The organism is Microbacterium sp. KKR3/1, assembly GCF_021272365.1.
Lineage (GTDB): Bacteria > Actinomycetota > Actinomycetes > Actinomycetales > Microbacteriaceae > Microbacterium > Microbacterium aurugineum.
Window position 1 is genome coordinate 2,223,080 of sequence record NZ_JAJSDW010000001.1, and the last position, 24,534, is coordinate 2,247,613.

Below are 24,534 nucleotides of genomic sequence, written 5' to 3' on the forward strand. Positions count from 1 at the left end.
GTTTAGAGCTGTCATATCGCGACCGGAGCAGGAGGGTCCGCCATGAGCGGGGCCCTCCTGCTCCGCGCCGGCCTTCAGACTGTGGGCCTGAACGGAAGAGCGCGCGAGCGCGAGGTCAGCTGAACAACCGAAGCGAGTTCCATCCGTTGCCTACGCGCGTGGAGGCCCCGAACCCGGAGAGGCCGTGCCCGGGATATACGTACAACCCGCCGTCGCTTCTCCGACCGAACAGATCGGCCTTGCCGTCGGCGCCGAAGTCGACACCGCCGGTGATCCCCGTGATGCTGTTCCATCCGCTGCCGACCACCGGGCCACCTGTCAGATTCACGTTGTTGCCGGGGTAGATGCGAAGCGCTCCGGTCGTGGTGGTGGCGAGGATGTCCCCCTTGCCGTCTCCGGTCCAGTCGCCGGCGAGGACTCGAGACACCCCACTCCAATCGTGTCCGATCTTCATCTTGGCTCCGAACGTGCCGTTCCCGTTGCCCGGGTAGGCGTACAGGTGACCGTCGGACTCACGAGCGACGAGGTCGGCCCTCTTGTCACCGTTGAAGTCGATTCCGCCTGTGATCAGACCCTTCGTGTCCCAACCGCGAGCTGCCAACGCTTTGGTCGGGAAACCCAGCGCTCCGTCACCCTGGTGGTACCAGAGCGTGCCATCGGTGTTGACGACCATCATGTCGCCCTTACCATCACCGTTGTAGTCACCGTGGATGAGGGTCTTGGCAGACGCCCAGCCTGCACTGACGGACGTCTGAGTCGTCCACCCACCGCCACCGTTGCCGTGGTAGATGTTGAGCGTGTTCGACGTAGTAATTCCGATCACATCGGCCTTGCCATCGCTGTTCAGATCGAACGAGGGCTTGGCAGGAGTCAGCGGCTCACCGTGGTACTCGAAGTGGTTGTGCGTGCAGTCCTCTTCGGTCTGCGCCCAGCCGTTCGGCACCGTGAGCGCCGGACGGCACGCAACCTGACCGATGCCTGCCGGAGCAGGGAGCGCGTCGAACATCGCCGTGATCAGTGCCCGGTCCTCGTCCGTGTCGCCGGTGGCCGTGACACCGTTGACGACACTGATGTCGACGGCGTGGCCGCCGCTGTTCTTCGCGTGATAGCTCGTGGCCGACGGCGTCGCCGTGGTGCAGTACTCGTTGAGCGACGAGATCGTGATCGAGAAGTTCTGATCGACCACGACCTTCTTCAGCGCACCGAGGATCACGGGGTCGATCGTGCAGTCGCGAACCTGTCCGCTGATCAGGTGTCCGCGCTTGAATCCGTCGGCATAGGCCTGGATCTGAGCGAGCGCTTCGGTTCCGCTCACGCGTCCGGAGTCCACGATCTGCTGCGCCAATGCCTGATCTGCAGCGGCGACCGGAGTCGTGTCGAGCCCCTTCTGGATCGTGCGCGCCACCCAGCCGGCGATGACATCAGAACGGGTCGCGACCGTCGAGGCCGTCCCCGCGGGAACACCCGAGCCGTAGCAGCCGGTCTGAGTGGACTGGGATGCGACCGCGACAAGCGTGTCGGTTCCGTCGATGTTGCGGACCCCGGGAGCGCCACCGTCACCGAGGCAGAGCGAAGCGCCGGTTGCCGCGGTGGTCAGAGTCGTCGCTTCGATTGTCGTCACCGGGTACGTGTTCGTGTGGGACGCAAGCGGGACCCAGACGGACTCGGTGCGACCGAAGCCGGTGAAAGCGACGTCCTGCCCGGCCGCCGGAGCGGTTGTGGCGACCGGCATGGGGGTGATGTCGTCGACCGGGCTCTCCAGCTTCGCCAGCACCGCGTCCTGGCCGTTGCCGGCCGGCTCGAGGCGGGTGATCTTCACACCCAGCTCACCGCTACCGCTCGCGACCTTGTCGTTCGCGACGTCCGGACCGAACAGCGCCCGCGCCGGAGCGGGCGGCGCATCTGCGGCGACCGTGGCCGGGTCAGTGGCGAAACAGCTCGCCGCCGTCAACACCCACGACCGATCCACCAACGTCCCCGTGCAGGAGCCCAGGTCGGTGCGGATCTTCGCGATCGCGGTTCGCGGATGCGTGGCCGTCGTCGCCGGCTCATCCACCGCCGGGTCAGCCTTCACCTCGATCACCACGATCGTCGACTGACCGGTGAAGTTCTCGTCGACAGTCGCTCGCCCACCCGCCGGAACCTCGGCCACCTCCTCGGGTTCACCTGCGACCGAGTACGTCACGTCCATCGGTTGCGCGCCGGCCTTGACACCGAACGACGCTGCGATCTCGAGATTCAGAACGGCCGGTCGGAAGGCGACCTCGAAGCACACCTTCGCCGTCTTGCCCGACTTCTCGAACTCGACCTCGACCTGCCCGGTGCCCCGCGCGCAGGTCGCCACCCGCAACCCGCCGTTGCCATCCTTCAGAACGATGCCAGCTGCGGTGCCAACGGACGCTCCGTCCGGATACGCTCCCGACTCCACGAGATACCCCGGAACATCATCAGCGACTGCCGAGGCCACCGGGGCCGAGACGAGCAACGCCGACACCAACGCCGCCGCCATCACGCCAGCCGCAGCGCGGCCTCGACGGGGAGATTTCAACGAAAACATGCAATACCTTTCATGACATCGGAGGAACGAATAGAGCCCGCTCAGAGCTCGCGATCAAGGGCGAATCAGCCAACCTTGACGACCGGGTTGGCAGACCGGAGCGCGGACGGCATCGTCCTGGCTGTAGCTGTCGACTGTCGGTGGTTGTCCGGATCGTTCTGCTCAGGAACAAAATCGGCTGGGACCCAGGAACCCTGCTCGGACCAGGACGCACTGATGTTCGTAGGCGGCAGGGAGGATCGGTACAGAAGCCCGCCAGGAACCGCGCACTGTTCGCCCGCCGTAAGGTGCGGCTGAACGAGCTCTGCATAGTCAGGCGAAAACCAACTCAACCAGGGAGGGCTTTGTGGAAGCCCCGGCCATTCCCCCCATTGCGGTAGAGCCTGCGAAGGCGAGAACTGCGAAGAATTGACCTCCGCGAAAGCGAAGAAACTCTTCGATCGCTGCGCGAGATCGACGAAGAAGTTCTCGAGCGCACTCGCGAACTGAGGCTTACTAAGCTCCGAAGCAGCGAACACCAGTTTCACGAAGTGCAGCTCGGCTATGAACTCATCCGACCATGCGTCGATGAAGCCGGAGATCAGAGGCCGCTTACCCCGGAAAACCAATCTTCTTCGTGCACATTCATCGCGGTACAGCCGATCGACCCCGTCCACGCCTTCCCGCGCGAACTTCTCACGGAGTGGTTCACTCAGTCCGAAGCTCACCGGCAGAGCTGCGGGCAAAACTGTTTCCGCCGACTCCACATACTGAGACGCCAGCGAACGGCTGTGCTCGTCGAACCGCCGATACCACTGGACATGGAGATAGCGCTCTGGCTCTTTCGGAACTCTTGGATCGGCGGCACGTGCGGAAGAGCGGCCCGCGTCGGCCTGGAGATCGACTGACACCCCAGCGACAGCCGATGCCAGACGGGCCGCCGAAGCCAGTGCATGATCGATATGCGGTTGCTCGGCCCTTTCCACGACGATGAGGTATCGATAGCGCAGGTCGCTGCGGAGGCCGCTCGGGAGCTCATCTGGATCATCATCGGCGACGTCGTAGGGTCCCTCGATCATGAAGCAGTACTCGCCTGACGGTTCGTGCACGACACGGATAACTGACTCATCGTCGGAACTGCCTTCGAGCGCGAGCCCCCCCTTCGTGATCGCCTCGCACCCCGGCAGTGGTAGAGCTGCTCTTCCATACACTTCGATGTCGTATGACATATCGGCCTACTTGCACCATTCGTCGATCACGTTGCCCGACAAGGGACCGCCGTTCTCGGTCGGCAGATACTGAATGAACACCGTGATACCCGGCCGCTTCTCGCAAAGCTTCGACAGGAGGCTGGACGCAATTCGATTGAGGCTGTTTCCCTTCTCGTCGACGCCGTTGTCTCTCATAACCAGACCGAGCTCGACCGTCTTGTCGTCCTCCGTGATCTTCGCCAACTCCTTCGGCTCCATGTCCTTGATGGCGTCGAGCTTCTTGCTGGCCATCTGCTCGGCGTAAGCGATGTAATCGTCCCATTGCTTCGAGTCCTTGACGACGCTGACGTTCTTGACGTCAGCGATCATCGATACCCCGGGAGTCTCGGTGAAGCTCGTCCAGTCCGTGAGGAGATCAGGCTTGCGGTATTGCGCTGAACCGGTCAGGGAATCGATCTTGTTGACCGGCGAGCCCGGCATTATCCCGACCTGTCCCTCTCCCCATTGCCCCAGCTTCTGCGCGCTGAAGGACGGTCGCGGCGGATCTCCCGGCTTGGGCTCGGGAAGCGACTTGATGGCGTCCGCCGTCGGATTGACCTTGAGAAGACCCGCCGTGCTGCAGGAACCCGCGGGCGGCCGCACGATCGCTGGCACTGGGCCTGAGACGCCGATGGCGGCGCCACCACCCAGACTGCACGCCTGTCCCGCAAGATCGTCGACCTTGGTCTTGTTCTTCTTGAGAAGACTGACCGCGTCGCCGACCTTGTTGACGAAGCCGACGACCTTGTCGGCGAGCTTCATGATCAGCGGGATCGACTCCACCAGCTTGGCGAGCTTGCCCCAGGGCGCGAACCCGATGAGCGCCATGAAACATGCACCGATGTCGCCCTTGGTGACGCAGTCCATGATGTCGGTCACACCGATGAGGTCGAGAAGGACCTTGCCGCCTTCTTGAATGATGAAGTTCAGCAGAGCATCCGGCTGACTCAGCGCGTGCGCCTCCTTCAGCCGCTGCACTTCGGCATCGCCACCGAGTGCGTATGCCGCATCGATCTGCGCCTGAGTGAGCTCGCCCTCCTTGCCCGCAGGCGGCGGGAAGTTGTCCGCCCCGTCTTCCGCGCGCTGCTTCGACGCGGCGATCTCGCGAGCATCTGTCGCGGCCTTCGCGGCCGCTTCAGCGTCGAGCCCGGCGTCCGTCGCCGAGGCCGCCGCGCGACTCGCCGCTTCGTTGGCCCGTGCTGCAGCAGCGCTGGCCGACTGTGCCGACGACGTGGCTTGGGCGGCGAACCCGTTGGCCTTCTGCGCGTCTGCGGTTGCGGCCGTCAGCGCCTGATGCGCGCGGTGCGACGACTGACGTGCTTCGTTCTCCGAGGCGGTCGCCTGGTTGGCCGAAGTCGCCGCCTTCGCCGCCCAGCCCTGCGCCTGCTGCGCGTACTGTCGAGCCAACTCGGCACTGTCCTGCGCCTCCTGTGCGGCCTGTCGCGCCGTCGCGGCGGCCTTCTCCGCGAGAGCGGCTGCCTCGCGAGCAGCCGCAGCCTGCTGGTCGGCCAGGTGCAGCATGCTCTGCATCTGAGCGACGTGAGCGGCGGTGTCGTTGTCCCGCTTGGCAGCCTCGTACTGACCTTGCTCCAGGAACTTCTTCAGCGAAGCCCGAGAGCCCTCGAGGGCGATGTTCGCGGCTGCCTTCACCTCGGGACCGCCCGTCGAGCTGAGCGCGAAAGCGGCCGCTCGCTGATCGATCTCGAGCGCGTCGTACTGCCCCTCAGCGATGAACTTCGCGAGCACAGTGGGATCATCGGCATCCAGCGCGCGGTTCGCCTCGCGCTGCATCGCCGGCCCTCCGTCGGTGGCGAGCACGAATGCGATCTGACGGTTCTCGAGATCGCGGATCTCAGGAAGCCGCTCGTTGAGGAACTCAGCGACGTACTCTTCACCGTTCTCGAGGACGTCATAGGCCTCGCTCTGCAGCATCGTGTTGTCGCCGTCGTACAGGAGAGCCTTCGCCTCATCCCACTGGTCCTGCTCGAGGGCGACGCTGTACCCGTCCTTGAAGAACTCGACCACGGCCTCATCGTTTCCGACGACCGCCTGCTCCGCCGCTGCCGCGACCCACGGGGTTCCCGACGTGATGAGGGCGAGCATGGCCGAGCGCGCTTCCGGCAGCAGCTCCTGCAGGTTCGCGTCCGCGGCGGTGATCTTCTTCAGGAAGGCGCTGCTCTCCGCGACAGCGGCGGCGCCCTCTTTCTTGGCCTCGTCCTCGAGCTCTTTCGCTTCAGCTTCTTCGGCGGCGGCGATCTCCGCCTGCGCAAGCCCGAACTCCTCTTCCGCGGCGAGACGCTCCGCGTCAGCCTTCCGCGCCAACTCGAAGATGGTCTTCGCCAACTCGACATCGTTCGTCGCGGCGTCGGCAGCGTCAGCCGCCTTTTCCGAGGAGGCCGTGGCTCGAGCCGCCGCGCCTTGCGCGACACCGGCCTGAGCAGCCGCGGTATCGGCCTCGATCGCCGCTGCCTTCGCGTTGTCCGCTGCGCGACCGGCCGCATCACGGGCCTGCTGCGCGACCGCCGATGTCTCGGCGGCAAGGCGGTCCGTCCGCGCCGTGGCGGATGCGGCGCGGTTCTTTGCCGCATTCGCCTCCGCTGCAGCCGCCCGCGCTTGCGCGGCAGCCGCCGACGACACTCCCGACGCCTGGGATGCCTCGGTCGCATACCCGGCCGCTTCGCCGGAGTAGCCGGCCGCAGCTCCCGCCGCCTTTGCCGCACGGTTCGCCGCGTTCGTCGCCGTCTCCGCTTCTGCCGCCGCACGCTTGGCCTTGGTCGCCTTGTCCGCGGCGTCGCGCGCCTTCTCCGCCTCGGCCCGCGCCGCTGCGGCCATGCCGGCTTGGCCCGCAGCGTTCGCCGCCGCACCATCGGCACTCGCGGCCGCACGGTTCGCGCGGGCAGCCGCGGAGGCTGCCGTCCCTGCCGCGCTCATCGAGGCGTTCATGGCCTGATGGGCTGCGGCTGCGGCCTGCACGGCGAGATCGGCCGCATCGGCCGCCTGTCGAGCCAACGCGGCCGCCCGCGTCGCCGCAGCACTGGCCTTCTCGGCGTTGCCCTGCGCGGCTGCGGCCTGCTGAGCCGCCCGTTGGGTGGCCTCCTTCGCAAGCTTGGCCGCGAGGACAGCCTGCGCGGAGGCGTTGTCGGCGTTGCGACGCTCTTCCTGAGCGACCAGGTTCGCGGCGATCACCTGGCTCGTCAGCTGAGCGATGGTCGCGGCTTCGGCGTCACGCGCACCGGCGACGAACTGCCCATAACGCAAGAAGTCGGCGACGGCCTGCGTATCGTCCGACCCATCCGGCAACGTCGCGTCCAGTGCGGCCTCCGCCGCCGCGACGACGCTCGGCGACCCCGTGGTGGCGAGCACATATGCCGCTGCCCGGTTGTCAATGATCTTGGCGTCGTACTGGCCGATCAGCAAGAACTGCGACACCGCGCTGGAGTCCTCCGAGTCCAACGCCTTGTTCGCCTCGCGCTGCACCGTCGGCGTTCCCGTGTCCGCCAGCACGAACGCCGCCGAGCGGTCGTCGACCTCCCAGGCGTCCTTCCATCCCTCCGTGACGAACGCTCGAAGCTGGTCGGGGTCGTTCGCCGTGAGCACGGACTCCGCCTGCTGGCGGACAGCACGTCCACCCGCAAGGCTCAGGCGCAGCGCGATGAGGCGATAGTCCTGGGCGATGGCCTCATGCTGCCCCGTGGTGATGAAAGCCTCGATACTCTCCCCGCCTTTGAACAGTGCCTCCCGCGCGGCCGCCTGGACCGCGGGCCCCCCATCGGTGAACTGCGTGACCACTCCGGCCGCGTCCGTCGACGGGGTGAAAAGCCCTGCTGGCGCGGACACCTGCGTGCGCACGGCCGCGGCCGCAGTCGCTGCAGACGCTTCGAGCGGCTGGAAGAGCCCAACGGAGACGACGACCGTCATCAGCATGGCGGCGCAGGCGAACGGGAGTCGCCGCACCGGTGCGAAACGCAGGCGTCGACGGTGAGATCTGGTCTTCATCGCAGGACTCTTCTCCAGGGGTCACGAGGTATCGAACCGCGTGGAGATCGCAGTCGTTCGGCGACGGATCCCTGGAACGAATTGCGGCGCGTGCGCGCACGAGCACATCGGAAGGCACGCAAACCACGACTTCGAAACAGGACCGTCACGCTTCGACCGTGGGCTTGCGGCGGTACTCGTTCCGGACTCTATCCGTCAGCTGTGAGTCCTGTCTGTCCCCCGAATGTCCGACTTGACGCTGGGCACTTCGTGTGGCGTGCGTGCTTTATGCGACATATGACTGCACCCCGCGTCCGTGCGCGCAACGCGACGCGAGACGCAGGACGGGGCGATAGCCCTCGGATCGTCCGAAATACGACGGATCATGTCGCTCCGGCGGCTCGTCCGGTGTCGGAAGCCCCTGCCAGGATCGAAGGATGTCACGAGCAGCATCCGGCGAGCCCGGTATCCGCACGAACGCCGAGGCGCCGAAGAGTCAGGGCGCGCTCGTGCTCGTCGCCGCGCTGGTCACGGTGGTGCTGTGGGCCTCGGCGTTCATCGGCATCCGTGGTGCGGGCCCTCACTACGACCCGGGCGCTCTGGCGCTGCTGCGGATGGCGGTCGGCACCGTGGTGCTGACGATCATCGCCGTGCGGCACGGGATCCGCATCCCCGCCCGTCGCCACTGGCTCCTCGTGGCGGTGTGGGGCATCGGCTGGTTCTGCGTGTACAACCTGGCCCTCAACAGCGCTGAGTTGACACTCGATGCGGGGACGGCCGCGATGGTGGTGAACCTCGCACCGCTCATGGTCGTCGTCTTCAGCGGACTCTTCCTCCGCGAGGGCTTCCCGAAGCCCCTCATCATCGGCGCCCCGATCGCGTTCCTCGGGGTCGTGCTGATCGGCATGAACTCCTCCACCAGGGCCGGCCCCGACATCACCGGTCTGTTGCTCGCCCTCCTCGCAGCCGTCATGTATGCCGGGTGCACGCTCGTGCAGAAGCGCCTGCTCACCTCCGGCGTCGATCCGACCACCCTGACCTGGCTCGGTGCAGGCGTCGGCACCGTCGCGCTACTGCCCTGGGTCGGCAACCTCATCGACTCCCTGCAGACCGCACCGCTGGACGCGACGCTGTGGGTCGTCTACCTCGGCATCTTCCCCACGGCGATCGCCTTCACCACCTGGGCCTACGTCCTGCAGCGCAGCACCGCCGGACAGACCTCCGCCACCACCTACGTCGTGCCGGCGATCGCGATCCTGATGTCGTGGGCGATCCTCGGCGAGGTGCCGACGCCGCTGATGTTCCTCGGTGGAGCGCTCTGCCTGCTCGGCGTCCTCATCACGCGACTGCGGTGGCGTCGACGCACCTGATGCCGGGAACCGCCGGGGCGAGTGACTACAGTTGCGACCGGGAGGCGAAATGACGACCTGGTGGGCCTACGCACGACTCGCGGCTTCTGTTCTCGCGGTGGCTGCCATCGTCGCCCAACTGGTGCAGACGCTCGAGATCGCCATGCTCTCGGAGACCGAGTGGGGTTCTCACCTCCCCACGGTGATCGTGAACTTCTTCAGCTTCTTCACGATCCTCTCCAACGTCCTCGCAGCCGTCGCGCTCGTCATCGGGGGCCTCTGGGGCATCCTCAACCGGAAGACCACGAGCCCCGAACCGCGCTGGCTCGCTCTGATCCTGGTCTGCGCGAGCACCTACGCCATCGTCACAGGGATCGTCTACAACACGCTGCTCCGCGGGATCGAGCTGCCACAAGGGGCGACGGTCCCCTGGTCCAACGAGGTGCTGCACGTGATCGTGCCGCTGATCATGCTCCTCGATCTGCTCTTCGCGCCACGACGCCGCGCGCTGGGCTGGAGCGCCGTGGGGGCCGCCGCCGTCTTCCCCCTCGTGTGGGTCGCGTACACGATGATCCGCGCGGACCTGGTGATCTCGCCGGCGACCGGGCAACCGTACTGGTACCCGTATCCCTTCCTGAACCCGCACACCGTCCCGGGCGGCTACCTCGGGGTCTCTGCCTACATCGTCGGCATCGCGATCGCGATCATCGCCGTGGCCGCCGGCGTCGTCTGGATCGGCAGGCGCCGCGGCACCACCCCGATCGGCTCCTGACCTGCCTCTGACGCCTCCGCCCCTCGCACCCGGAGTGGGCGGAGGGGCGAAGGCGTCAACAGAGGCTCAGGTGGTGGCGAGCGCCTCACGATCGTCGTCGCGGGGCTGACCCTCGATGATCCGCGCCGTCTCGGTGGCATCCGGGTCCACGTCGAGGTAGCGCTCGAGCGAGTCGTCGAGCTCTTCCAGCCACGGCGTGTGATGCACGACCGCGAGGGTGCCGGTCATGACCGACTCGTACGTACGGTCGCGGTAGCCCATGATGTCTTCCTTCTTGTCGCGCTTCCACGCGAGGAAGATCTCGACCACCCGGTCGATGTCGAACTCCGGGTAGTCCGTGAGCTGCAGCAGATCGCGGATGTAGTCCGCCTGGAAGCGGATCTCCGCCGCGGCCGAATCGATCTGCCCGAAGCGCGTGCGCCACTCGGCGATCGATGCCGCCCGCTCCTGCTCGTCAGGCAGGGACAGACGACCGAGGATCAGGTCACGCACGTACCAGGCCTGCGCATCGAACATGTTGAACGTGAACCACTGGTCCTGCGCGCCGAGGTAGGCCAGGCGCGGATTGCCCTGCCAGAGTACTCCGCGGTACAGCCCATCGGGGTACACGTTGTTCGGCGAGGAGAGGGCGAGGTCGTCCGGCAGAAACGGGTACTTGTGCAGGTAGCCGGTGCAGAGGATGACCGCGTCGACCTGCTTCGAGGTGCCATCAGCGAAGAACGCGGTGCTGCCCTCGAAGCGTTCGAGGACCGGCCGCTCCTCGATGCCCTCGGGCCAGTCGTACCCCATCGGCGCGGAGCGGAAGCTCGCCGTCACCGAACGGGCCCCCATCTTGAACGCCTGGCTGCCGATGTCCTCCGCGGAGTAGCTCGCACCGATCACCAGCACATCCTTGTCTTCGAAGGCCTCGGCGCCTCGGAAGTCATGGGCATGGCTGATGTACCCCGGGAACGTCTCGATACCGGGGAACTCCGGCACGTTCGGGAAGGAGAAGTGTCCGCTCGCGACGATCACGCGGTCGAACTCCTCCACGGACGATTCGCCGGAGGGCAGGTGCTCGCTGGTGAGGGTGAAGACCTCGCGCTCGTCGTCGAACTCCACCCAGCGGACCACGGTCTGGAAGCGGATCAGGTCGCGCACGTCGGTCTTCTCCAGGCGACCGGCGATGTAGTCCCACAGCACCGGGCGCGGCGGGTAGGAGGAGATCGGGCGACCGAAGTGCTCGTCGAAGCTGTAGTCCGCGAACTCCAGCGCCTCCTTCGGGCCGTTCGACCACAGGTTGCGGTACATGCTCGAATGCACCGGCTCGCCGAATTCGTCCAGTCCGGTGCGCCAGGTGAAGTTCCACTGCCCGCCCCAGTCGGCCTGCTTCTCGAAGCAGACCAGCTCGGGGATGTCGGCTCCCGCACGGGCGGCGGACTCGAAGGCCCTCAGCTGCGCCATCCCCGAGGGCCCGGCTCCGATGATCGCTACTCGTTCTCTACTCGTCACGTATTGTCCTCATACTCTTCAGTCATGTATCGGCACGGCCGCTTCCGAGCGAGGAACAGTTCTGTCCCGGTGGGAGCGGAAAAGCTCGACCTGCCCGGAAAGCGGCTGCTCTTCGACGTTAGCAGTGTCGGCCACCGGCACCCGGGGGTCGCGCCTGCCCGCCACCTGCAGGATCCTCGGACGGATGCATGACCTGGGCCCGTCGGGTCGTCCTGCATCCGTCATCCGGTCATGCAAGTGCACACAGCGATTACGCTGGTGCGCGGGGGATGGCCGCGACGCGCGTCCCTGAACGAGGGAGCCTACAGATGACCGAGTCCTCCACGCCCGACCCGCGGACGATCGCCGCACCGCCGCCTCCGCCCGCCCCCGCGCAGGCCCCCGCACCGCCGGCACCGGCCCCCGTACCTGCCGCACCTGCCGCACCCGCCGCACCCGCCGCACCTGCCGCACCCGCAGCGACGAAGGCCGCGCCGACCGACGCCGAGCTCAGCAGAGCCGCCGAGGTGCTGCGGATCATCTCCGCCTCCTACTCCGCCAAGATGGTCGGCCAGGATCGGCTGCGCACGAGCCTCCTCGTCTCCCTCATCGCCGGCGGTCACATCCTGCTGGAGAGCGTTCCCGGCCTGGCAAAGACCACGGCCGCCAGCACTCTCGCCGACACCGTGAAAGCGCAGTTCAAGCGCATCCAGTGCACGCCCGACCTGCTCCCCAGCGACATCACCGGCAACCAGATCTACGACGCGGCGACGGGCTCTTTCCGCACCGTGCTCGGTCCGGTGCACGCGAACTTCGTGCTGCTCGACGAGATCAACCGCGCCAGCGCCAAGACCCAGAGCGCCATGCTCGAGGCGATGCAGGAGCACCAGACGACCATCGGCGGCGAGGTCCACCACCTGCCGAAGCCGTTCCTCGTGATCGCGACGCAGAACCCGATCGAGCAGGAGGGCACCTACGAGCTGCCCGAGGCGCAGATGGACCGCTTCCTGCTCAAGGAGATCGTCGAGTACCCGAGCCCCGCCGAAGAGCTCGAGGTCCTCAGCCGCATCGACTCCGGTGTGCTCGACCCCGACCGCCACGTGAGCAGCACGGTCAGCCTCGACGACGTGCACCTGCTGCAGGACGTCGCGAGCCGCATCTACGTCGACCCCGCGATCCGGAACTACATCGTGTCCATCGCCTACGTCACCAGGAACCCGGCGCCGTACATCGGCGAGGAGCGCGCGCGCTTCATCAAGTACGGCGCGAGCCCCCGGGCGAGCATCGCGTTCCTGCAGGCTTCGCGGGCACTGGCTCTACTCAAGGGGCGCGCGCACGTGCTGCCCGAAGACATCCGGGAGCTGCGGCACCTCGTGCTCCGCCACCGCGTGCTCCTGACGTTCGAGGCCGACGCCGAGGGCATCCGCAGCGAGGAGATCATCGACCAGATCTTCGCGTCGGTCCCCACTCCCTGACCCGTTCATGGCCAGCCTGATCACGCAGGTGAAGAGCAAGCTCTTCATCCACTCGACGCGCAAGTCGCTGCACGCGCTGGACGGCGCCTACGCGTCGCTGCTGCACGGGCGGAGCCTCGACTTCGAAGACCTGCGCAAGTACGAGTACGGCGATCAGGTGCGCGACATCGACTGGCGGGCGACCGCGCGGCTGGGCACTCCCCTGGTCAAGCGCTCGCGCGCCACACGGATGCACACCGTGTTGTTCGCCGTCGACACCGGCCGCTCGATGTCGGCCCTCGCCGCCGACGAACGCTCGAAGAAGGAGCTGGCGATCCTCGCCACGGGGATGCTCGGCGTGCTGACGCTGCGCCACGGCGACGATTTCACCACGGTCTACGGCGACTCCGCGAAGGTGCGTCGACTCGCGCCGGGCCGCAGCGAGGGGGCACTCGAACATGCCCTGCGCACGATCGACCACGCGATCAACGAGAGCTCCGCACCGAGCGACCGCGATGCCCTGCTGTCCTTCATCACGCGCACGATCTCGCGCCGGATGATCGTGGTCGTCGTCACAGACGAGGCCCCCGTGACGAGCGAGACCGAACGGATGCTGCGGCGCCTGCGCGTGCAGCACGACGTCCTGTGGCTCACCGTGCGCGACGCCGACCCCGTGCTCGACCACGCGACCGGGCGCATCCGCAGCGACGTGGACAGCCGCTGGCAGGTGCCGGACTTCGTGCAGGGCGACCGTGGCATCGTGCGAGAGCTGACCGCGCAGCGCGACGCCGACGCCGCGCACCTCGCCGAGCTCCTCACGCGGATGGAGATCAGCCACGCCTCTCTGGACGGACAGGACGACGCCGTCACGCAGCTCCTGCAGCTGCTGAATCGGAGGTCGAATGCCCGGCTCTGACGAGCTCTACCCGCCCGCACAATACGGCTGGGGATGGATGCTGCTCGCGATCGGCATCCTGCTCCTGCTGATCGCGGGGGCCTGGCTCCTGATCCTCCTCACCCGCCCACGGCGTACCCTGTCGGTCGGCGAGCAGAATCCCGGACAGGCACCGCTGATCGTCGATGTGCTCTCGCAACTGCGCACCGAGTACCTGACGCGCATCCAGCAGATCGAGACCGACTACCGCGAGCGCCGCCTCTCCCCGCGGCAGGCGAATCTCGAGCTCAGCCGCGTCGTGCGGACGTTCGTCAACGAGTACAGCGGCTTGGAGGCTCCCGTCCTCGCGCTCGATGACCTCGTGGCACGGGGCGTCCATCCCGCGCTCATCGATGCGATGGGCAGGCACTACTACCCGAGTATCTTCCGGCAGGGACCGGCGATCGATCCGGTCGCCGGTGCCGAGGCCGCCCGGACGGTGGTGCGCTCATGGCACTAGCGAATCCCTGGGTGCTTTTCGCCGCCGCGGCGGTCGTGCTGATCGCGGTGGCGATCGGCCTCGTCCTCGGTCTGCGCCGGAGCAGCCGTGGTCGCGCGGCGGACACGGCCCGGATCGCCCGCGCCGAACGGCTCCGCACGCTTCCCACCTTCCGTCAGGCGCTGGCGCGGCGGGCGGTGGCCCTCTCGGGCATCCTCGCCCTGGGCGCGGTCACGGCGCTCGTGGCGGGGGTGGTGTCCGCCCGACCGATGTCGGCGCAGACCGTCCAACCGGTCAACACGAGCCGCGACATCATGCTGTGCCTCGATGTCTCCGGATCCATGACCGAGGTCGACGTCGAAGTGCTGACCGTGTTCGACGAGCTGCTGGACGGCTTCGAAGGTGAGCGGATCGGACTGACGATCTTCAACAGCTCACCGGTGCAGATCTTCCCGCTCACCGACGACTACGACTTCATCCGCGAGCACCTCGAGAGCATGACCCGGAGCTTCGACTACGGCGACCAGGTCCCGGAGCACTGGCTCGGCACACTCAACGGCGACGGCGCCTCGCTGATCGGCGACGGCCTCGCCGCCTGCACGATGGGCTTCGACCACCCGGACGACGACCGCTCGCGCTCGGTGATCTTCGCCACCGACAACGAGATCAACGGCGCCTCGATCGTCACGCTCGACGAGGCGGCTGCCTACGCGGCGTCGAAGGGCGTACGCGTGTTCGCCCTGAACCCGGTGCAGGGCAAGGACGCGGCGGTGAGCGCGGAGCTCACCGCCGCCGCCGAAGCCACCGGTGGCGCCGCATTCGGCCTGCGCGACACGACGACCGTCTCGGACATCGTCAGCCAGGTGCAGGAGCAGGAGGCCACCGAGCTGAGGGGAGAGGCGCAGGTGGTCTGGACCGACACCCCGGACCTCTGGATCGCTCTGCTCTCGATCTGCCTCCTCGCCTTCGTCGTGGTGCTGTGGAGGGTGCGACTGTGATCTTCCATCCCGTACTCGCTCCGTTGCTGATCGCCCTGATCTGCCTCCCGATCATCGTCCTGGTCGTGTGGATCCTGGTGCGACCGGCGAAGGCGACGGCCGCTGCCTCGTCCGCGCCGGGCTCCCTCGCCGGACACCGCGCCCTGTGGGCCATGCGCCTGGTGCTAGTGCTCGCCTGCGTCGTGATGCTGCTGCGCCCCGGCATCCCGGGCGGCGCCACCCAGACGCTCGCGACCGACACCGACATCGTGCTCGTCGTCGACACCACGGCGAGCATCGTCGCCGAGGACTGGGGCGACGGGGAACCTCGACTCGACGGCATCCGCGACGACGTGCGCGCGCTGGTCGAGGAGTATCCGGGCGCGCGCTTCGCCCTGATCACCTCGGACGCCGCCGCCGAGTTGCGGATGCCCCTCACCACCGACACGACGGCTCTCCTGGGCTCGCTGGACGTGCTGCGCCCCGAGGTCACCAGCCAGTCGCGCGGGAGTTCGATCGGCATCGCCACGCCGCTGCTCGCGGAGACACTCACCTCGGCGGCCCAATCCTCACCCGACCGGTCGCGGATGGTCTTCTACTTCGGTGACGGCGAGCAGACCGTCGACACCCCGCCGGAGTCGTTCAGCGCGAGCGAGAAGTACACCGATGCGGGCGGCGTCTTCGGCTACGGCACGGCCGAGGGCGGACCGATGCGCATCACCACGGGCGATCTCTCGGACAGCGGGACCGGCTATATCCAATACCAGGGGTCCGACGCCCTGTCCGTGATCGACGAAGGGAACCTGGAGAGGATCGCCGACCAGCTCGGGGTGGACTACCAGCTTCGGACCGCGGACGCCGAACCGGTGCTGCCCGAGGCGCCGTCGACGACGACCGACTACGCCGAGTCCGGAGAGGTCGGCAACGCCATCGAGCTGTACTGGGTCGCGGCGCTCGTCATCCTCCTCATCCTCGGCGTCGAGCTCGCGCGCGCCACGATGCTGATCGCACAGCTGCGGCGACTGCGCGCGCCCCGGGAATCCCCCCGGCAACCGGGAGGCACCTCGTGACGATGACGAACGATGCCGCCGCCGCGCTCCTGCGGTCGAATCGGCGACGCCGCCGCGTCCGTCGATGGGTCGCCATCGGCACCCTTCCGCTCACTCTCGCCGCGCTGTTCTTCGTGGGCAAGCTGCTGAGCATGTACGCGTTCGCGCACCAGGCGATCACCGCCTACGTGGTCGACGACTTCGCGGGCTCGGAGGCGGCGGCGCGCGGACAGAGCTTCCTCAACTGGTTCGAGCCGTACAAGGCCCCCTTCAACATCGGCACGGCGCTCGGAGCGGCCGAACAGTTGCCGCAGGCGAGGGCGGAGCTCGAAGAGGCGCTCCGCCTGGCCACCGGGCTCGAAGTGTGCGGGGTGCGGATCAACCTGGCTCTCGTCGTCGAGCGCATGGGCGACGCCGCACGCGCCGGCGGCGATGGCGCGACCGCGGCCCAGCTCTACGGTGAAGCCCTGACGATCACCGCCGAGACGCCGGAGGAGTGTCACAGCGAGGAGGCTCAGGAGCAGTCGTCCGATCCTCAGCGCGACATGTCCGACACGCTCGACAGCACCGAGGACCGCCTGAAGCAGAAGCAGCAGGAGCAGGATCAGCAGCAGCCCCCGCCTCCGCAGCCGAACGAGGACGAACAGCCGTCCGAGGACAAGCTGCAGGATCTTCAGGACAAGCTCGAGCAGGGCACCCAGGAGCGCGACCAGCAGCTGGGCGAGGATCCCGGCGGGTCGGGAACGGACAAGCCGTGGTGATGGATCACGAGAAGCAGAGGGCTCGCTACCTCGCGGGGACCGAAGGCGCGCCCCCGGTTCCCCCGCCCGGCGGTTACCGCGGCGCACGCCGCGAGGCCTTCGTGCCCTCCCCCCCTGCCGCGGTCTCCGTCTCCGTCGAAGAGGAGCCGAAGAAGCCCGCCAACGCTCTCGGGTGGACGGCCCTCACCGTGGCGGTCCTGTTCGCCCTGACGCTCCTGGGCACACTGCTGGCCGGCAGCACCGACATCCTCTACAGCGTCACGATGGTGACCGCTCAGCTCGTCGTGGTCGCCACGGTCATCGCCGCTCTGCTCTCACCGCGGGGACGCCTGCTGGGGGCGATCGCCCTGGTCGTCACGATCCTGTTCAACGTCGCCACCGTCGGCGGCATGAGCGCCCTGCAGACGTCGGCCTCCGGCAACTACGAGGGCATGAAGTCCGCCGAGCAGAAGCATGCGGAGGCGTATCCCGGGATCAAGGGCACGGATCCGCAGCAGACGCTCGCACAGCAGTCCCTGGAAGACGTGCGCGCACAGTCGGAGTCGCTCTTCGCCGACATCCGTGCGCGGCTCACCGACGAGTTCGGGTACACCTGGGTCGCGGTGGGCGACGAAGACCTGCGGCCGGAGCGCAACGGCTACGGCGGGGAGTCGATGCTGGTCGAATACACCTCGCAGGGCTGGGCCACCGAGCAGCCGATCCAGGACGACGATCGCAAGCACGCGGTGATGGCCGTCATCAACGAGGTGGTCATCGAACACGGGCTGTGGGAGCTGTACTCGTTCAACGACCCCGCCATCTCCGGCATCGACCCGGGGATGATCACGAAGCTGTACGGCAGCGACGACCCCCGCTCGCAGCACACGTGGGAGTACTACACCGAGAACTACCCGGATCCGCTGCGCTTCTACGCCGACATCCACGACCTCTCGAACGATCAGGACGGCGGATTCCTCGCGGCACGCGAGGCGCAGCAGGCCCGCACCGGGGAGCCGCTCGAGGGCCTTCAGCTGTTCGTGCTCGCGAGTGGGGTGCTCAGCGACGCCGATCGCGAGGAGTTCGAGACACGGCTGCAGGACTACCCGGGCTACGAGTAGTCAAGGCGCAGGATCGTCAGGCGCTGAGGGTCAGCAGCATCCGGGCGAGCACGTAGCGGGCGTGTCCGCGGGAGGTCCGCGGGTCGTAGCCAAGAATCACCACGAGCGCCGCCATCCGCTCCTGCACGCTGGAGTGGTGTCTTCCCAGGCGCACCGCCGCCGCCCGCACGCTCTGCTCCTCGATGACGGCGTCGAGCAGTTCCCGGCTTCGGTCGTCGAGCGCGGCGAGCGCGGCCGCATCCGGGTGGAGGGGGCCGGCGTCCGCGGCCTCCGCGACGAGCAGGAGCCCTCCGAGGTCGGCGGCATCGACGACCGGTTCCGCGGGATCGGTGAGCCGGACCGCCACCAGAGCGGAAGACCACGATCGCGGAAGCTGCTCTCCCGTGCCGGCGACTCCGAGGCCCAGCCGCAGCTCCGCACCGTCGGGCCAGGCGTCCCGCGCCTCGGTGGAGGCATCCAGGATCGTCGCCCGCGTGAGTCCGTGCCGGGTGGCGACCACGGCGGACGGATGCTGCGGCAGGGGTGCCGGGTCAGGAGGAGAGGCGACCATCCGCAGCGTCTCGTCGGTGAGACGAAGGCGCGGCAGTGCGGCGGCCCTCTCGTCGGCACCGGCGTAGGAGCTGATCGCCAGTTCGACGGCGCTCTCCGGTCCCACCGCGCGACGTGCCCGGATGATGCCGAGCGCGAGGCTGAGCCGTTCCAGGATCATCGCGTCGTTGGTGTGGGGATCGCCGTCGCGCTCGATCCAGGCGACGGCGTCCGGGCCGCTCTCCCGGATGAGCCAGGTGGGCGACGGCTCGATGGGGTCGATGCGCACCCCGTCCGCGCGCACGCGCACGATCTGCCGGCCATCGCGGTGTCCCGCGGTCGCGCCGCTGAGCACCGCGGCACCCCGCAGCATGCTCTCGACGCCGACGGAACGGGCCACGAGGGCGTCGAAGTACGTGACGACCTTGAGCGTCTCGCTGGCATCCGGGTCGAGGGCGGTGAGCCGCCCCAGCAGGTCTTGCATGTCGGGCTCCATCGCGCGGGGATTCCACCCTACGGGGTCGACGTGCCGTGCTCCCGTCGCACTTTCTGCCGCTCCGAGGGCCGGAAACGGGCAGGGAGTGCGACGGGAGGGGTCCGGGCACGGAATCCGGACTCAGGAGAGCAGGCGGTTCACCCAGCTGTCGCGGGCCGCGAGCATGGCCTGCGCGACGGCGGCGTGCGGCGCGAACATGTCGAAGCCGTGGAACCCTCCGGCCCAGACGTGCAGTTCGGCCTGGACGCCGGCTTCCCACAGCTTCGTGGCGTACGCGACGTCCTCGTCGCGGAACACCTCGGCGCTGCCGCAGTCGATGAACGCGGGCGGGAGGCCGGAGAGGTCGGTGGCGCGGGCGGGTGCCGCATAGATCGACACGTCGTCCGTGCCCTTGCGGTCGCCGAGGAGCGCCGACCATCCGGTGACGTTCGAACCGCGGTCCCAGACGCCGATCCCATCGATCTGATGCGTCGACACCGACGCATCACGATCGTCGAGCATCGGGTAGATCAGCAGCTGACCGATCAGCTCAGGACCCTTCCGGTCACGGGCGAGGAGGGCGGTGCCCGCCGCCAGCCCGCCCCCGGCGCTGCCGCCGCCGATCAGCAGCCGCGACGTGTCGATGCCGAGCTCGTCGGCGTGCTCCGCGGTCCACCGCAGCCCCGCGTAGCAGTCCTCGACGGGATAGGGGTCGGGGAACTCCGGAGCGAGTCGGTATTCGACCGTGACGATGACTCCGTTGAATCGCTCCGCCCAGTCGAGGAATCCGACCACGCCGAGCCAGCGGTTGCCGATGATCATGCCGCCGCCGTGCGTGTGGAAGAACCCGGGGCCGGTGCCCGTGCGTCCTTCCTTCTCGATCACGGAGACGACGATCTCATCGCCCTCGTGTCCGGCGATCGTGACGTCCCGCCGCGTGAAGCCCCGCTCCGCGAGCGCCGCGAAGATCTCCTCATCCCCGCTCACGGGCGACTGCCGGAGCAGCGGGATCATCTCGGGCGTCAGCGTGGGCGGCAGCTGGTCGCCGACGAGGGCGAGCGCGGCTTCGAGCTCGGGATCGAAGGGCGGTCGTGCCAGGGTCGTGTCCGTCATCAGAACTCCTTTGTCCTCGGCCGCCGTCGCGGCGGCGTCTCGCCAGACTCGCGCACGCGACACCCGAGGATAACCCGCCACCCGAGGCCGATCCGACGCATTCCGTCCGCCGAGTGGCGGGTGCCTCCCGGCCCCGGTGGAGGTGTCCCTTGAACACGCTTCCCGCCGTGGATAGCCTGGCGCCACAGGGAAAGGAAGGCGCGGATGATCCGAGTACTCGATGAACAGCAATCCGCCGAGTTGCTGCGCACCACCACGATCGGCCGCATAGGCTTCGTGCACGACGGCCGCGTGCAGATCCTGCCCGTGAACTACGTCGTCTCCGGCCACGACCTGCTCCTCCGCACCGCGCCCGAGGGACTGCTGGCCGAGCTGACGCACGAGCCGGCGGACGTCTCGTTCGAGGTGGACTATCACGACCCCCTCGGCAGCACCGCCTGGAGCGTCCTGATGCACGGACCGCTGTCCCGGGTGCCCGAGGAGAAGGCGGCCGGCGCCGGGGCTCGCGTGACCCCGTGGGCCGGGAGCGAACGGGACCTCCCCCTGGCGTTCCACATCGAGCACATCACGGGGCGCATCGTCCGTCGAGACCAGGAGCACGGAGAGACCTGATCGCCGGCGGCGGGGTGTTCGCCGCGCGTCGTCAGCTCGCCAGGGCCAGCCCTGCGGCGAGCGCGAACCCCAGCACGGTCGCGAGGCCCGTGGACTCCTTCGCCTTCGACTGCGCCTCGGGGATCATCGAATCCACGAGCATCACCAACAGCGCACCGGCCGCGAAGCCGCTCGCCGCCGAGCGGAAGTCATCCCCGGTCAGGCTCGCCAGCCCGAATCCGGCAACCGTCGCGAGCGCACAGATCACGGCGACGCCCGCCCACAGCAGGAGCACCCGGGACCTCGCCATCCCGCCCTCGAGCAGGTCGGCGGCCGAGCCGATCGATTCGGGAAGGTTCGACACCAGGATGGCGACCACGAGCGCGATGCTGACCGGCTCCCCCGAGGCGAGGCCGATCCCGAGCACGAGCTGCTCCGGGATGCCGTCGAGCAGCGCTCCGACCGCGAGCTGGCCGCCGCCCGCCTCGGCCTTGGTCTTCGCGGCACGGGCGTCGAGGATGCGATCGGCGACGTAGTAGCTGATCGCTCCAGCCGCGACTCCGATCACCAGGGGGATGGGGCCGGCGAGATCCAGCCCCTCCTCCCAGAGCTCGAACGCGATCGACGCCATCAGCGCGCCCGCGCCGAAGCCTAGGACGATACCGAGCCACCGCGGCGGCCACTTCCGGAGCAGCGCGAGCACCGCGCCGATGAACAGCGGTGCCGCCGCGACCGCACCCCACAGGATTGCTCCACCCATGTCCGCCATGTCCGACCTCCGTCGGCCCACTCTTGCACCTCCGGGGGCCTCCCCGCCGCTCCGACTTCGGCCAAAACGGAGACGTGTCGTGTGTCCGTCGGCGGGTCGCGCCTCGACACGCCGCCCCGCGCCCGCCACTCCTCCGTTTTCGCCTCCAGAGTCCGAGGACGTCGCTCAGTCGGAGTAGTTCGCGTTCGGGGTGACGAACGTCGCGGTGTATTCCTCGGTGCACGGAGTCAGGACGTACACCTTTCCCCAGCCCCCGCCCATGAGCAACGGATCGTCCTGCTGGAAGCGCGTGTGCCGCTCGCCCGCCTCGATGATGACCCCGCCTGCATCGTCCGTCCGCCACCTCGCCTTCCCCGCGACCGGGATCACGTCTCCGTCGAGACACACGCGCCCGTCGTCGAGCGTCCGCTCCTCCGACCCCAGCATCAGCGCCGACACGTCAGCGACGCCGTCTTCATGGAGAGTGAAGCCGGTGTGTTCCGGGGCCTCTTCGAAGCCGTGATACGTCGCGGGGAAAGTCAGATGTGCACCCATGTCCTGCCGCGCGAGCGTCGATCCGCGGAAGCTCTGAAACGCCACGACGAGAAGCACTGCGAGGATCACGCCTCCTGCGACGAACCACCACAGTCCACGGAACCGCGCTCTCTGCATGCGAGCACTGTATCGACGCTGCCTGCGCGTCCGCCGCCGATATGAAGCACTCGGTTGCCACCATTTGAATGGTACGGTCATGGCATGAGAGCAACCATGGACAAGGCAGGGCGGATAGTGATCCCGGCCGCGCTCCGTGAGCGCGTGGGATTGATCCCCGGCCCGGTCGATCTCCTCCTCGACGGCAACGGCATCCGGATCGAGATCGACGCTCCGGACAACCTCATCGAGAAGGATGGCCGTCTCATCATCACAGGCGGCCCGACACTCACCGTGGACGAGGTCCGGGAGCTCCGACTTGCCGATCAGCGCTGATCTCCTCCTCGACACCAGTGCCGCGATCGCGCTGGTCCATGACCGGAACCCGGCACACGAACGGATGCTCGAACTCACCCACGGTCGCGTCATCGGGCTCGCCGGGCACGCGGCCGTCGAGACGTACTCGGTGCTGACGCGCCTGCCGGGCGCCGCCCGCGTCAGTCCCGGTCGCGCGCAGGAGATCATCGACCGGTCGTTCCCCGCCTCCGCACCGCTTTCGCCGACGACGGCGGCGGCCGCGACCACCACCTTCGCCGAGGCGGGCATCGCAGGGGGCTCGGTGTACGACGGACTCGTGGGCCTGGCCGCACGGGATGCGGCCGTCCCACTACTCACGTGCGACCGTCGCGCCCTGGGCACGTATGCCGCGCTCCGGGTGGAGGTCCTCCTCGCCTGAGGGCGGCATCCCCACCGTCATGCGGGACAGGGCGACACGCCGCCCGCGGATAGACTGGGAGCCATGTCCAAGGTCCTCCAGTCCCTGCCCGTCGGCGAGCGCGTCGGCATCGCCTTCTCCGGAGGACTCGACACCTCCGTCGCCGTCGCGTGGATGCGCGAGAAGGGCGCCGTGCCCTTCACGTACACGGGCGACCTCGGCCAGTACGACGAAGACGACATCGAATCGATCCCCGGCCGCGCGCTGGAGTACGGCGCGGAGGCCTCGCGCCTGATCGACTGCAAGACCGCCCTGGTCGAAGAGGGCTTCGTCGCCCTCTCCTGCGGCGCGTTCCACATCCGCTCCGGCGGCAAGACCTACTTCAACACGACGCCCCTCGGTCGCGCGGTCACCGGCACCATGCTGGTGCGCGCGATGAAGGAGGACGGCGTCGACATCTGGGGTGACGGCTCGACCTACAAGGGCAACGACATCGAGCGGTTCTACCGCTACGGCCTGCTCGCCAACCCGCGTCTGCGCATCTACAAGCCGTGGCTCGACGCCGACTTCGTCACCGAACTGGGCGGTCGCAAGGAGATGAGCGACTGGCTCGTCGCGCGCGACTTCCCTTACCGCGACTCCGCCGAGAAGGCCTACTCGACCGACGCCAACATCTGGGGCGCGACGCACGAGGCGAAGACGCTCGAGCACCTGGACGTCTCGCTCGAGACCGTCGACCCGATCATGGGCGTGAAGTTCTGGGACCCCTCCGTCGCGATCGAGACCGAAGACGTCACCGTCACCTTCGAGTCCGGTCGTCCGGTCGCGATCAACGGCGTCGAGTACAGCGACCCGGTCGCCCTCGTCATGGAGGCGAACACCATCGGCGGACGCCACGGCCTCGGCATGAGCGACCAGATCGAGAACCGCATCATCGAGGCCAAGTCCCGCGGCATCTACGAGGCCCCGGGCATGTCGCTACTGTTCATCGCCTACGAGCGCCTGGTCAACGGCATCCTGAACGAAGACACGCTCGCCACCTACCACGAGCAGGGCCGCCGCCTCGGTCGCCTCATGTACGAGGGCCGCTGGTTGGAGCCGCAGTCGCTCATGCTGCGCGAGTCGATCCAGCGCTGGGTCGGCCTCACCATCTCGGGCACCGTGACGATCCGTCTGCGCCGCGGAGACGACTGGACCATCGTCGACACCGTCTCCCCGAACCTCTCCTACGGTCCGGAGAAGCTGTCGATGGAGCGGGTCGGCGATGCCGCATTCGGACCGGTCGACCGCATCGGCCAGCTCACCATGCGCAACCTCGACATCGCCGATTCGCGCGCACGTCTGGAGCAGTACGCGGGACTCGGCCTCGTGGGGGGCGCGACCGGCGAGCTCGTGGGTCGCGTGACGGCCGGCGAGTCGAGCGAGATCACCGAGTCGGTCCACGGATCGATCTCCGAGGCCGATGAGACCCTGGCGGATGCCGTCGACTCCGCCTCCGAGGGTGCGGCCTTCGACTCCGGCACCGACTGATCCCGGGCGCCTGAGCCCGGGCCCCTGCCTCGGGCGCCTGCCTCGGACGCCTGACTCGGACTCCACCTGACGCGGAGCCCAGCACGCACGCGGGGCTGCGCCTCACGCGGGGCTGCGCCT

General features: G+C 68.1%; 21 protein-coding genes. 13 read left to right on the forward strand and 8 right to left on the reverse strand.

Annotated features, from left to right (window positions below; translation table 11 throughout):
- Positions 1-115: 115 nt before the first annotated feature.
- The 3 genes from LVJ59_RS10600 to LVJ59_RS10610 form a co-directional block, all read right to left on the reverse strand.
- Positions 116-2,509 (reverse strand): FG-GAP-like repeat-containing protein, encoded by a 2,394-nt coding sequence (locus tag LVJ59_RS10600; RefSeq protein WP_232762983.1) that lies wholly within the window; start codon positions 2,507-2,509, stop codon positions 116-118.
- Positions 2,510-2,622: 113 nt separating this feature from the next.
- The gene (locus LVJ59_RS10605; RefSeq protein WP_232762984.1) at positions 2,623-3,765 is read right to left on the reverse strand and encodes a hypothetical protein; all 1,143 of its coding nucleotides are present in this window, start codon (positions 3,763-3,765) and stop codon (positions 2,623-2,625) included.
- Between the two features lie 6 nt (positions 3,766-3,771).
- Positions 3,772-7,782 carry a hypothetical protein gene (locus LVJ59_RS10610; protein WP_232762985.1) on the reverse strand — a complete coding sequence of 1,337 codons (4,011 nt, stop codon included), beginning with the start codon at positions 7,780-7,782 and terminating at the stop codon, positions 3,772-3,774.
- Between the two features lie 416 nt (positions 7,783-8,198).
- Here LVJ59_RS10610 and LVJ59_RS10615 point away from each other — a divergent pair, with 416 nt between their 5' ends.
- Both LVJ59_RS10615 and LVJ59_RS10620 read left to right on the forward strand, forming a co-directional pair.
- Positions 8,199-9,131, forward strand: a complete 933-nt coding sequence (locus tag LVJ59_RS10615; RefSeq protein ID WP_232762986.1) for a DMT family transporter — start codon at positions 8,199-8,201, stop codon at positions 9,129-9,131.
- 49 nt (positions 9,132-9,180) lie between these two features.
- On the forward strand, positions 9,181-9,882 hold the full coding sequence (locus LVJ59_RS10620) for a Pr6Pr family membrane protein (protein WP_232762987.1): 702 nt from the start codon (positions 9,181-9,183) through the stop codon (positions 9,880-9,882).
- A 66-nt stretch (positions 9,883-9,948) separates the two neighbouring features.
- Here the strand turns inward: LVJ59_RS10620 and LVJ59_RS10625 are convergent, their stop codons facing one another.
- Positions 9,949-11,373 carry an NAD(P)/FAD-dependent oxidoreductase gene (locus LVJ59_RS10625; protein WP_308191505.1) on the reverse strand — a complete coding sequence of 475 codons (1,425 nt, stop codon included), beginning with the start codon at positions 11,371-11,373 and terminating at the stop codon, positions 9,949-9,951.
- Positions 11,374-11,681: 308 nt separating this feature from the next.
- Between LVJ59_RS10625 and LVJ59_RS10630 the strand changes: the two genes are divergently transcribed.
- The 7 genes from LVJ59_RS10630 to LVJ59_RS10660 are packed head-to-tail and all read left to right on the forward strand — an operon-like array spanning position 11,682 to position 18,063.
- Positions 11,682-12,827, forward strand: a complete 1,146-nt coding sequence (locus LVJ59_RS10630; protein ID WP_232762988.1) for an AAA family ATPase — start codon at positions 11,682-11,684, stop codon at positions 12,825-12,827.
- Between the two features lie 7 nt (positions 12,828-12,834).
- Complete coding sequence (locus LVJ59_RS10635) at positions 12,835-13,722, forward strand: DUF58 domain-containing protein (protein WP_232762989.1); 888 nt, start codon at positions 12,835-12,837, stop codon at positions 13,720-13,722.
- The gene (locus tag LVJ59_RS10640) at positions 13,709-14,200 is read left to right on the forward strand and encodes a hypothetical protein (RefSeq protein WP_232762990.1); all 492 of its coding nucleotides are present in this window, start codon (positions 13,709-13,711) and stop codon (positions 14,198-14,200) included. The genes LVJ59_RS10635 and LVJ59_RS10640 overlap by 14 nt, the downstream gene beginning before the upstream one ends.
- A complete protein-coding gene (locus tag LVJ59_RS10645) occupies positions 14,191-15,177 on the forward strand; it encodes a VWA domain-containing protein (protein WP_232762991.1) in 987 nt (328 codons plus the stop codon). The genes LVJ59_RS10640 and LVJ59_RS10645 overlap by 10 nt, the downstream gene beginning before the upstream one ends.
- Positions 15,174-16,226, forward strand: coding sequence for a VWA domain-containing protein (locus LVJ59_RS10650; protein WP_232762992.1), 1,053 nt, complete (start codon positions 15,174-15,176; stop codon positions 16,224-16,226). The genes LVJ59_RS10645 and LVJ59_RS10650 overlap by 4 nt, the downstream gene beginning before the upstream one ends.
- 2 nt (positions 16,227-16,228) lie before the next feature.
- A complete protein-coding gene (locus LVJ59_RS10655) occupies positions 16,229-16,966 on the forward strand; it encodes a hypothetical protein (RefSeq protein ID WP_232763177.1) in 738 nt (245 codons plus the stop codon).
- Positions 16,966-18,063, forward strand: a complete 1,098-nt coding sequence (locus LVJ59_RS10660) for a hypothetical protein (protein WP_232762993.1) — start codon at positions 16,966-16,968, stop codon at positions 18,061-18,063. Before LVJ59_RS10655 ends, LVJ59_RS10660 begins: the two co-directional genes overlap by 1 nt.
- A gap of 16 nt (positions 18,064-18,079) precedes the next feature.
- On the opposite strand, the gene LVJ59_RS10665 is transcribed toward LVJ59_RS10660, so the two are convergent.
- Together LVJ59_RS10665 and LVJ59_RS10670 are read right to left on the reverse strand one after the other, a co-directional pair.
- Positions 18,080-19,075, reverse strand: coding sequence for a hypothetical protein (locus tag LVJ59_RS10665; protein WP_232762994.1), 996 nt, complete (start codon positions 19,073-19,075; stop codon positions 18,080-18,082).
- Between the two features lie 132 nt (positions 19,076-19,207).
- A complete protein-coding gene (locus tag LVJ59_RS10670; RefSeq protein ID WP_232762995.1) occupies positions 19,208-20,179 on the reverse strand; it encodes an alpha/beta hydrolase in 972 nt (323 codons plus the stop codon).
- Positions 20,180-20,383: 204 nt separating this feature from the next.
- Here LVJ59_RS10670 and LVJ59_RS10675 point away from each other — a divergent pair, with 204 nt between their 5' ends.
- Complete coding sequence (locus tag LVJ59_RS10675; protein WP_153243276.1) at positions 20,384-20,791, forward strand: pyridoxamine 5'-phosphate oxidase family protein; 408 nt, start codon at positions 20,384-20,386, stop codon at positions 20,789-20,791.
- Between the two features lie 31 nt (positions 20,792-20,822).
- On the opposite strand, the gene LVJ59_RS10680 is transcribed toward LVJ59_RS10675, so the two are convergent.
- Both LVJ59_RS10680 and LVJ59_RS10685 read right to left on the reverse strand, forming a co-directional pair.
- Positions 20,823-21,530: a hypothetical protein gene (locus LVJ59_RS10680; RefSeq protein WP_232762996.1), complete on the reverse strand. Its 708-nt coding sequence runs from the start codon at positions 21,528-21,530 to the stop codon at positions 20,823-20,825.
- Positions 21,531-21,704: 174 nt separating this feature from the next.
- Positions 21,705-22,190 (reverse strand): hypothetical protein, encoded by a 486-nt coding sequence (locus LVJ59_RS10685; protein WP_232762997.1) that lies wholly within the window; start codon positions 22,188-22,190, stop codon positions 21,705-21,707.
- 84 nt (positions 22,191-22,274) lie between these two features.
- On the opposite strand from LVJ59_RS10685, the gene LVJ59_RS10690 reads away from it, so the two are divergent.
- The 3 genes from LVJ59_RS10690 to argG all read left to right on the forward strand — a co-directional run bounded on the left by LVJ59_RS10690 (position 22,275) and on the right by argG (position 24,414).
- Positions 22,275-22,505, forward strand: coding sequence for an AbrB/MazE/SpoVT family DNA-binding domain-containing protein (locus tag LVJ59_RS10690; RefSeq protein ID WP_226533466.1), 231 nt, complete (start codon positions 22,275-22,277; stop codon positions 22,503-22,505).
- Positions 22,489-22,905, forward strand: a complete 417-nt coding sequence (locus LVJ59_RS10695; protein ID WP_232762998.1) for a PIN domain-containing protein — start codon at positions 22,489-22,491, stop codon at positions 22,903-22,905. Before LVJ59_RS10690 ends, LVJ59_RS10695 begins: the two co-directional genes overlap by 17 nt.
- Positions 22,906-22,968: 63 nt before the next feature.
- Complete coding sequence (gene argG / locus LVJ59_RS10700; protein WP_232762999.1) at positions 22,969-24,414, forward strand: argininosuccinate synthase; 1,446 nt, start codon at positions 22,969-22,971, stop codon at positions 24,412-24,414.
- The last annotated feature ends 120 nt before the right edge of the window (positions 24,415-24,534 follow it).

What these genes read in the sequence shown, in the direction of transcription:
- LVJ59_RS10600 (WP_232762983.1), bottom strand. Translation starts at nt 2,509, where the DNA reads ATGGCGGCGGCGTTGGTGTCGGCGTTGCTCGTCTCGGCCCCGGTGGCC.
- LVJ59_RS10605 (WP_232762984.1), bottom strand. Translation starts at nt 3,765, where the DNA reads ATGTCATACGACATCGAAGTGTATGGAAGAGCAGCTCTACCACTGCCG.
- LVJ59_RS10610 (WP_232762985.1), bottom strand. Translation starts at nt 7,782, where the DNA reads ATGAAGACCAGATCTCACCGTCGACGCCTGCGTTTCGCACCGGTGCGG.
- LVJ59_RS10615 (WP_232762986.1), top strand. Translation starts at nt 8,199, where the DNA reads ATGTCACGAGCAGCATCCGGCGAGCCCGGTATCCGCACGAACGCCGAG.
- LVJ59_RS10620 (WP_232762987.1), top strand. Translation starts at nt 9,181, where the DNA reads ATGACGACCTGGTGGGCCTACGCACGACTCGCGGCTTCTGTTCTCGCG.
- LVJ59_RS10630 (WP_232762988.1), top strand. Translation starts at nt 11,682, where the DNA reads ATGACCGAGTCCTCCACGCCCGACCCGCGGACGATCGCCGCACCGCCG.
- LVJ59_RS10635 (WP_232762989.1), top strand. Translation starts at nt 12,835, where the DNA reads ATGGCCAGCCTGATCACGCAGGTGAAGAGCAAGCTCTTCATCCACTCG.
- LVJ59_RS10640 (WP_232762990.1), top strand. Translation starts at nt 13,709, where the DNA reads ATGCCCGGCTCTGACGAGCTCTACCCGCCCGCACAATACGGCTGGGGA.
- LVJ59_RS10645 (WP_232762991.1), top strand. Translation starts at nt 14,191, where the DNA reads ATGGCACTAGCGAATCCCTGGGTGCTTTTCGCCGCCGCGGCGGTCGTG.
- LVJ59_RS10655 (WP_232763177.1), top strand. Translation starts at nt 16,229, where the DNA reads ATGACGAACGATGCCGCCGCCGCGCTCCTGCGGTCGAATCGGCGACGC.
- LVJ59_RS10660 (WP_232762993.1), top strand. Translation starts at nt 16,966, where the DNA reads ATGGATCACGAGAAGCAGAGGGCTCGCTACCTCGCGGGGACCGAAGGC.
- LVJ59_RS10665 (WP_232762994.1), bottom strand. Translation starts at nt 19,075, where the DNA reads ATGCAAGACCTGCTGGGGCGGCTCACCGCCCTCGACCCGGATGCCAGC.
- LVJ59_RS10670 (WP_232762995.1), bottom strand. Translation starts at nt 20,179, where the DNA reads ATGACGGACACGACCCTGGCACGACCGCCCTTCGATCCCGAGCTCGAA.
- LVJ59_RS10675 (WP_153243276.1), top strand. Translation starts at nt 20,384, where the DNA reads ATGATCCGAGTACTCGATGAACAGCAATCCGCCGAGTTGCTGCGCACC.
- LVJ59_RS10680 (WP_232762996.1), bottom strand. Translation starts at nt 21,530, where the DNA reads ATGGGTGGAGCAATCCTGTGGGGTGCGGTCGCGGCGGCACCGCTGTTC.
- LVJ59_RS10685 (WP_232762997.1), bottom strand. Translation starts at nt 22,190, where the DNA reads ATGCAGAGAGCGCGGTTCCGTGGACTGTGGTGGTTCGTCGCAGGAGGC.
- LVJ59_RS10690 (WP_226533466.1), top strand. Translation starts at nt 22,275, where the DNA reads ATGAGAGCAACCATGGACAAGGCAGGGCGGATAGTGATCCCGGCCGCG.
- argG (WP_232762999.1), top strand. Translation starts at nt 22,969, where the DNA reads ATGTCCAAGGTCCTCCAGTCCCTGCCCGTCGGCGAGCGCGTCGGCATC.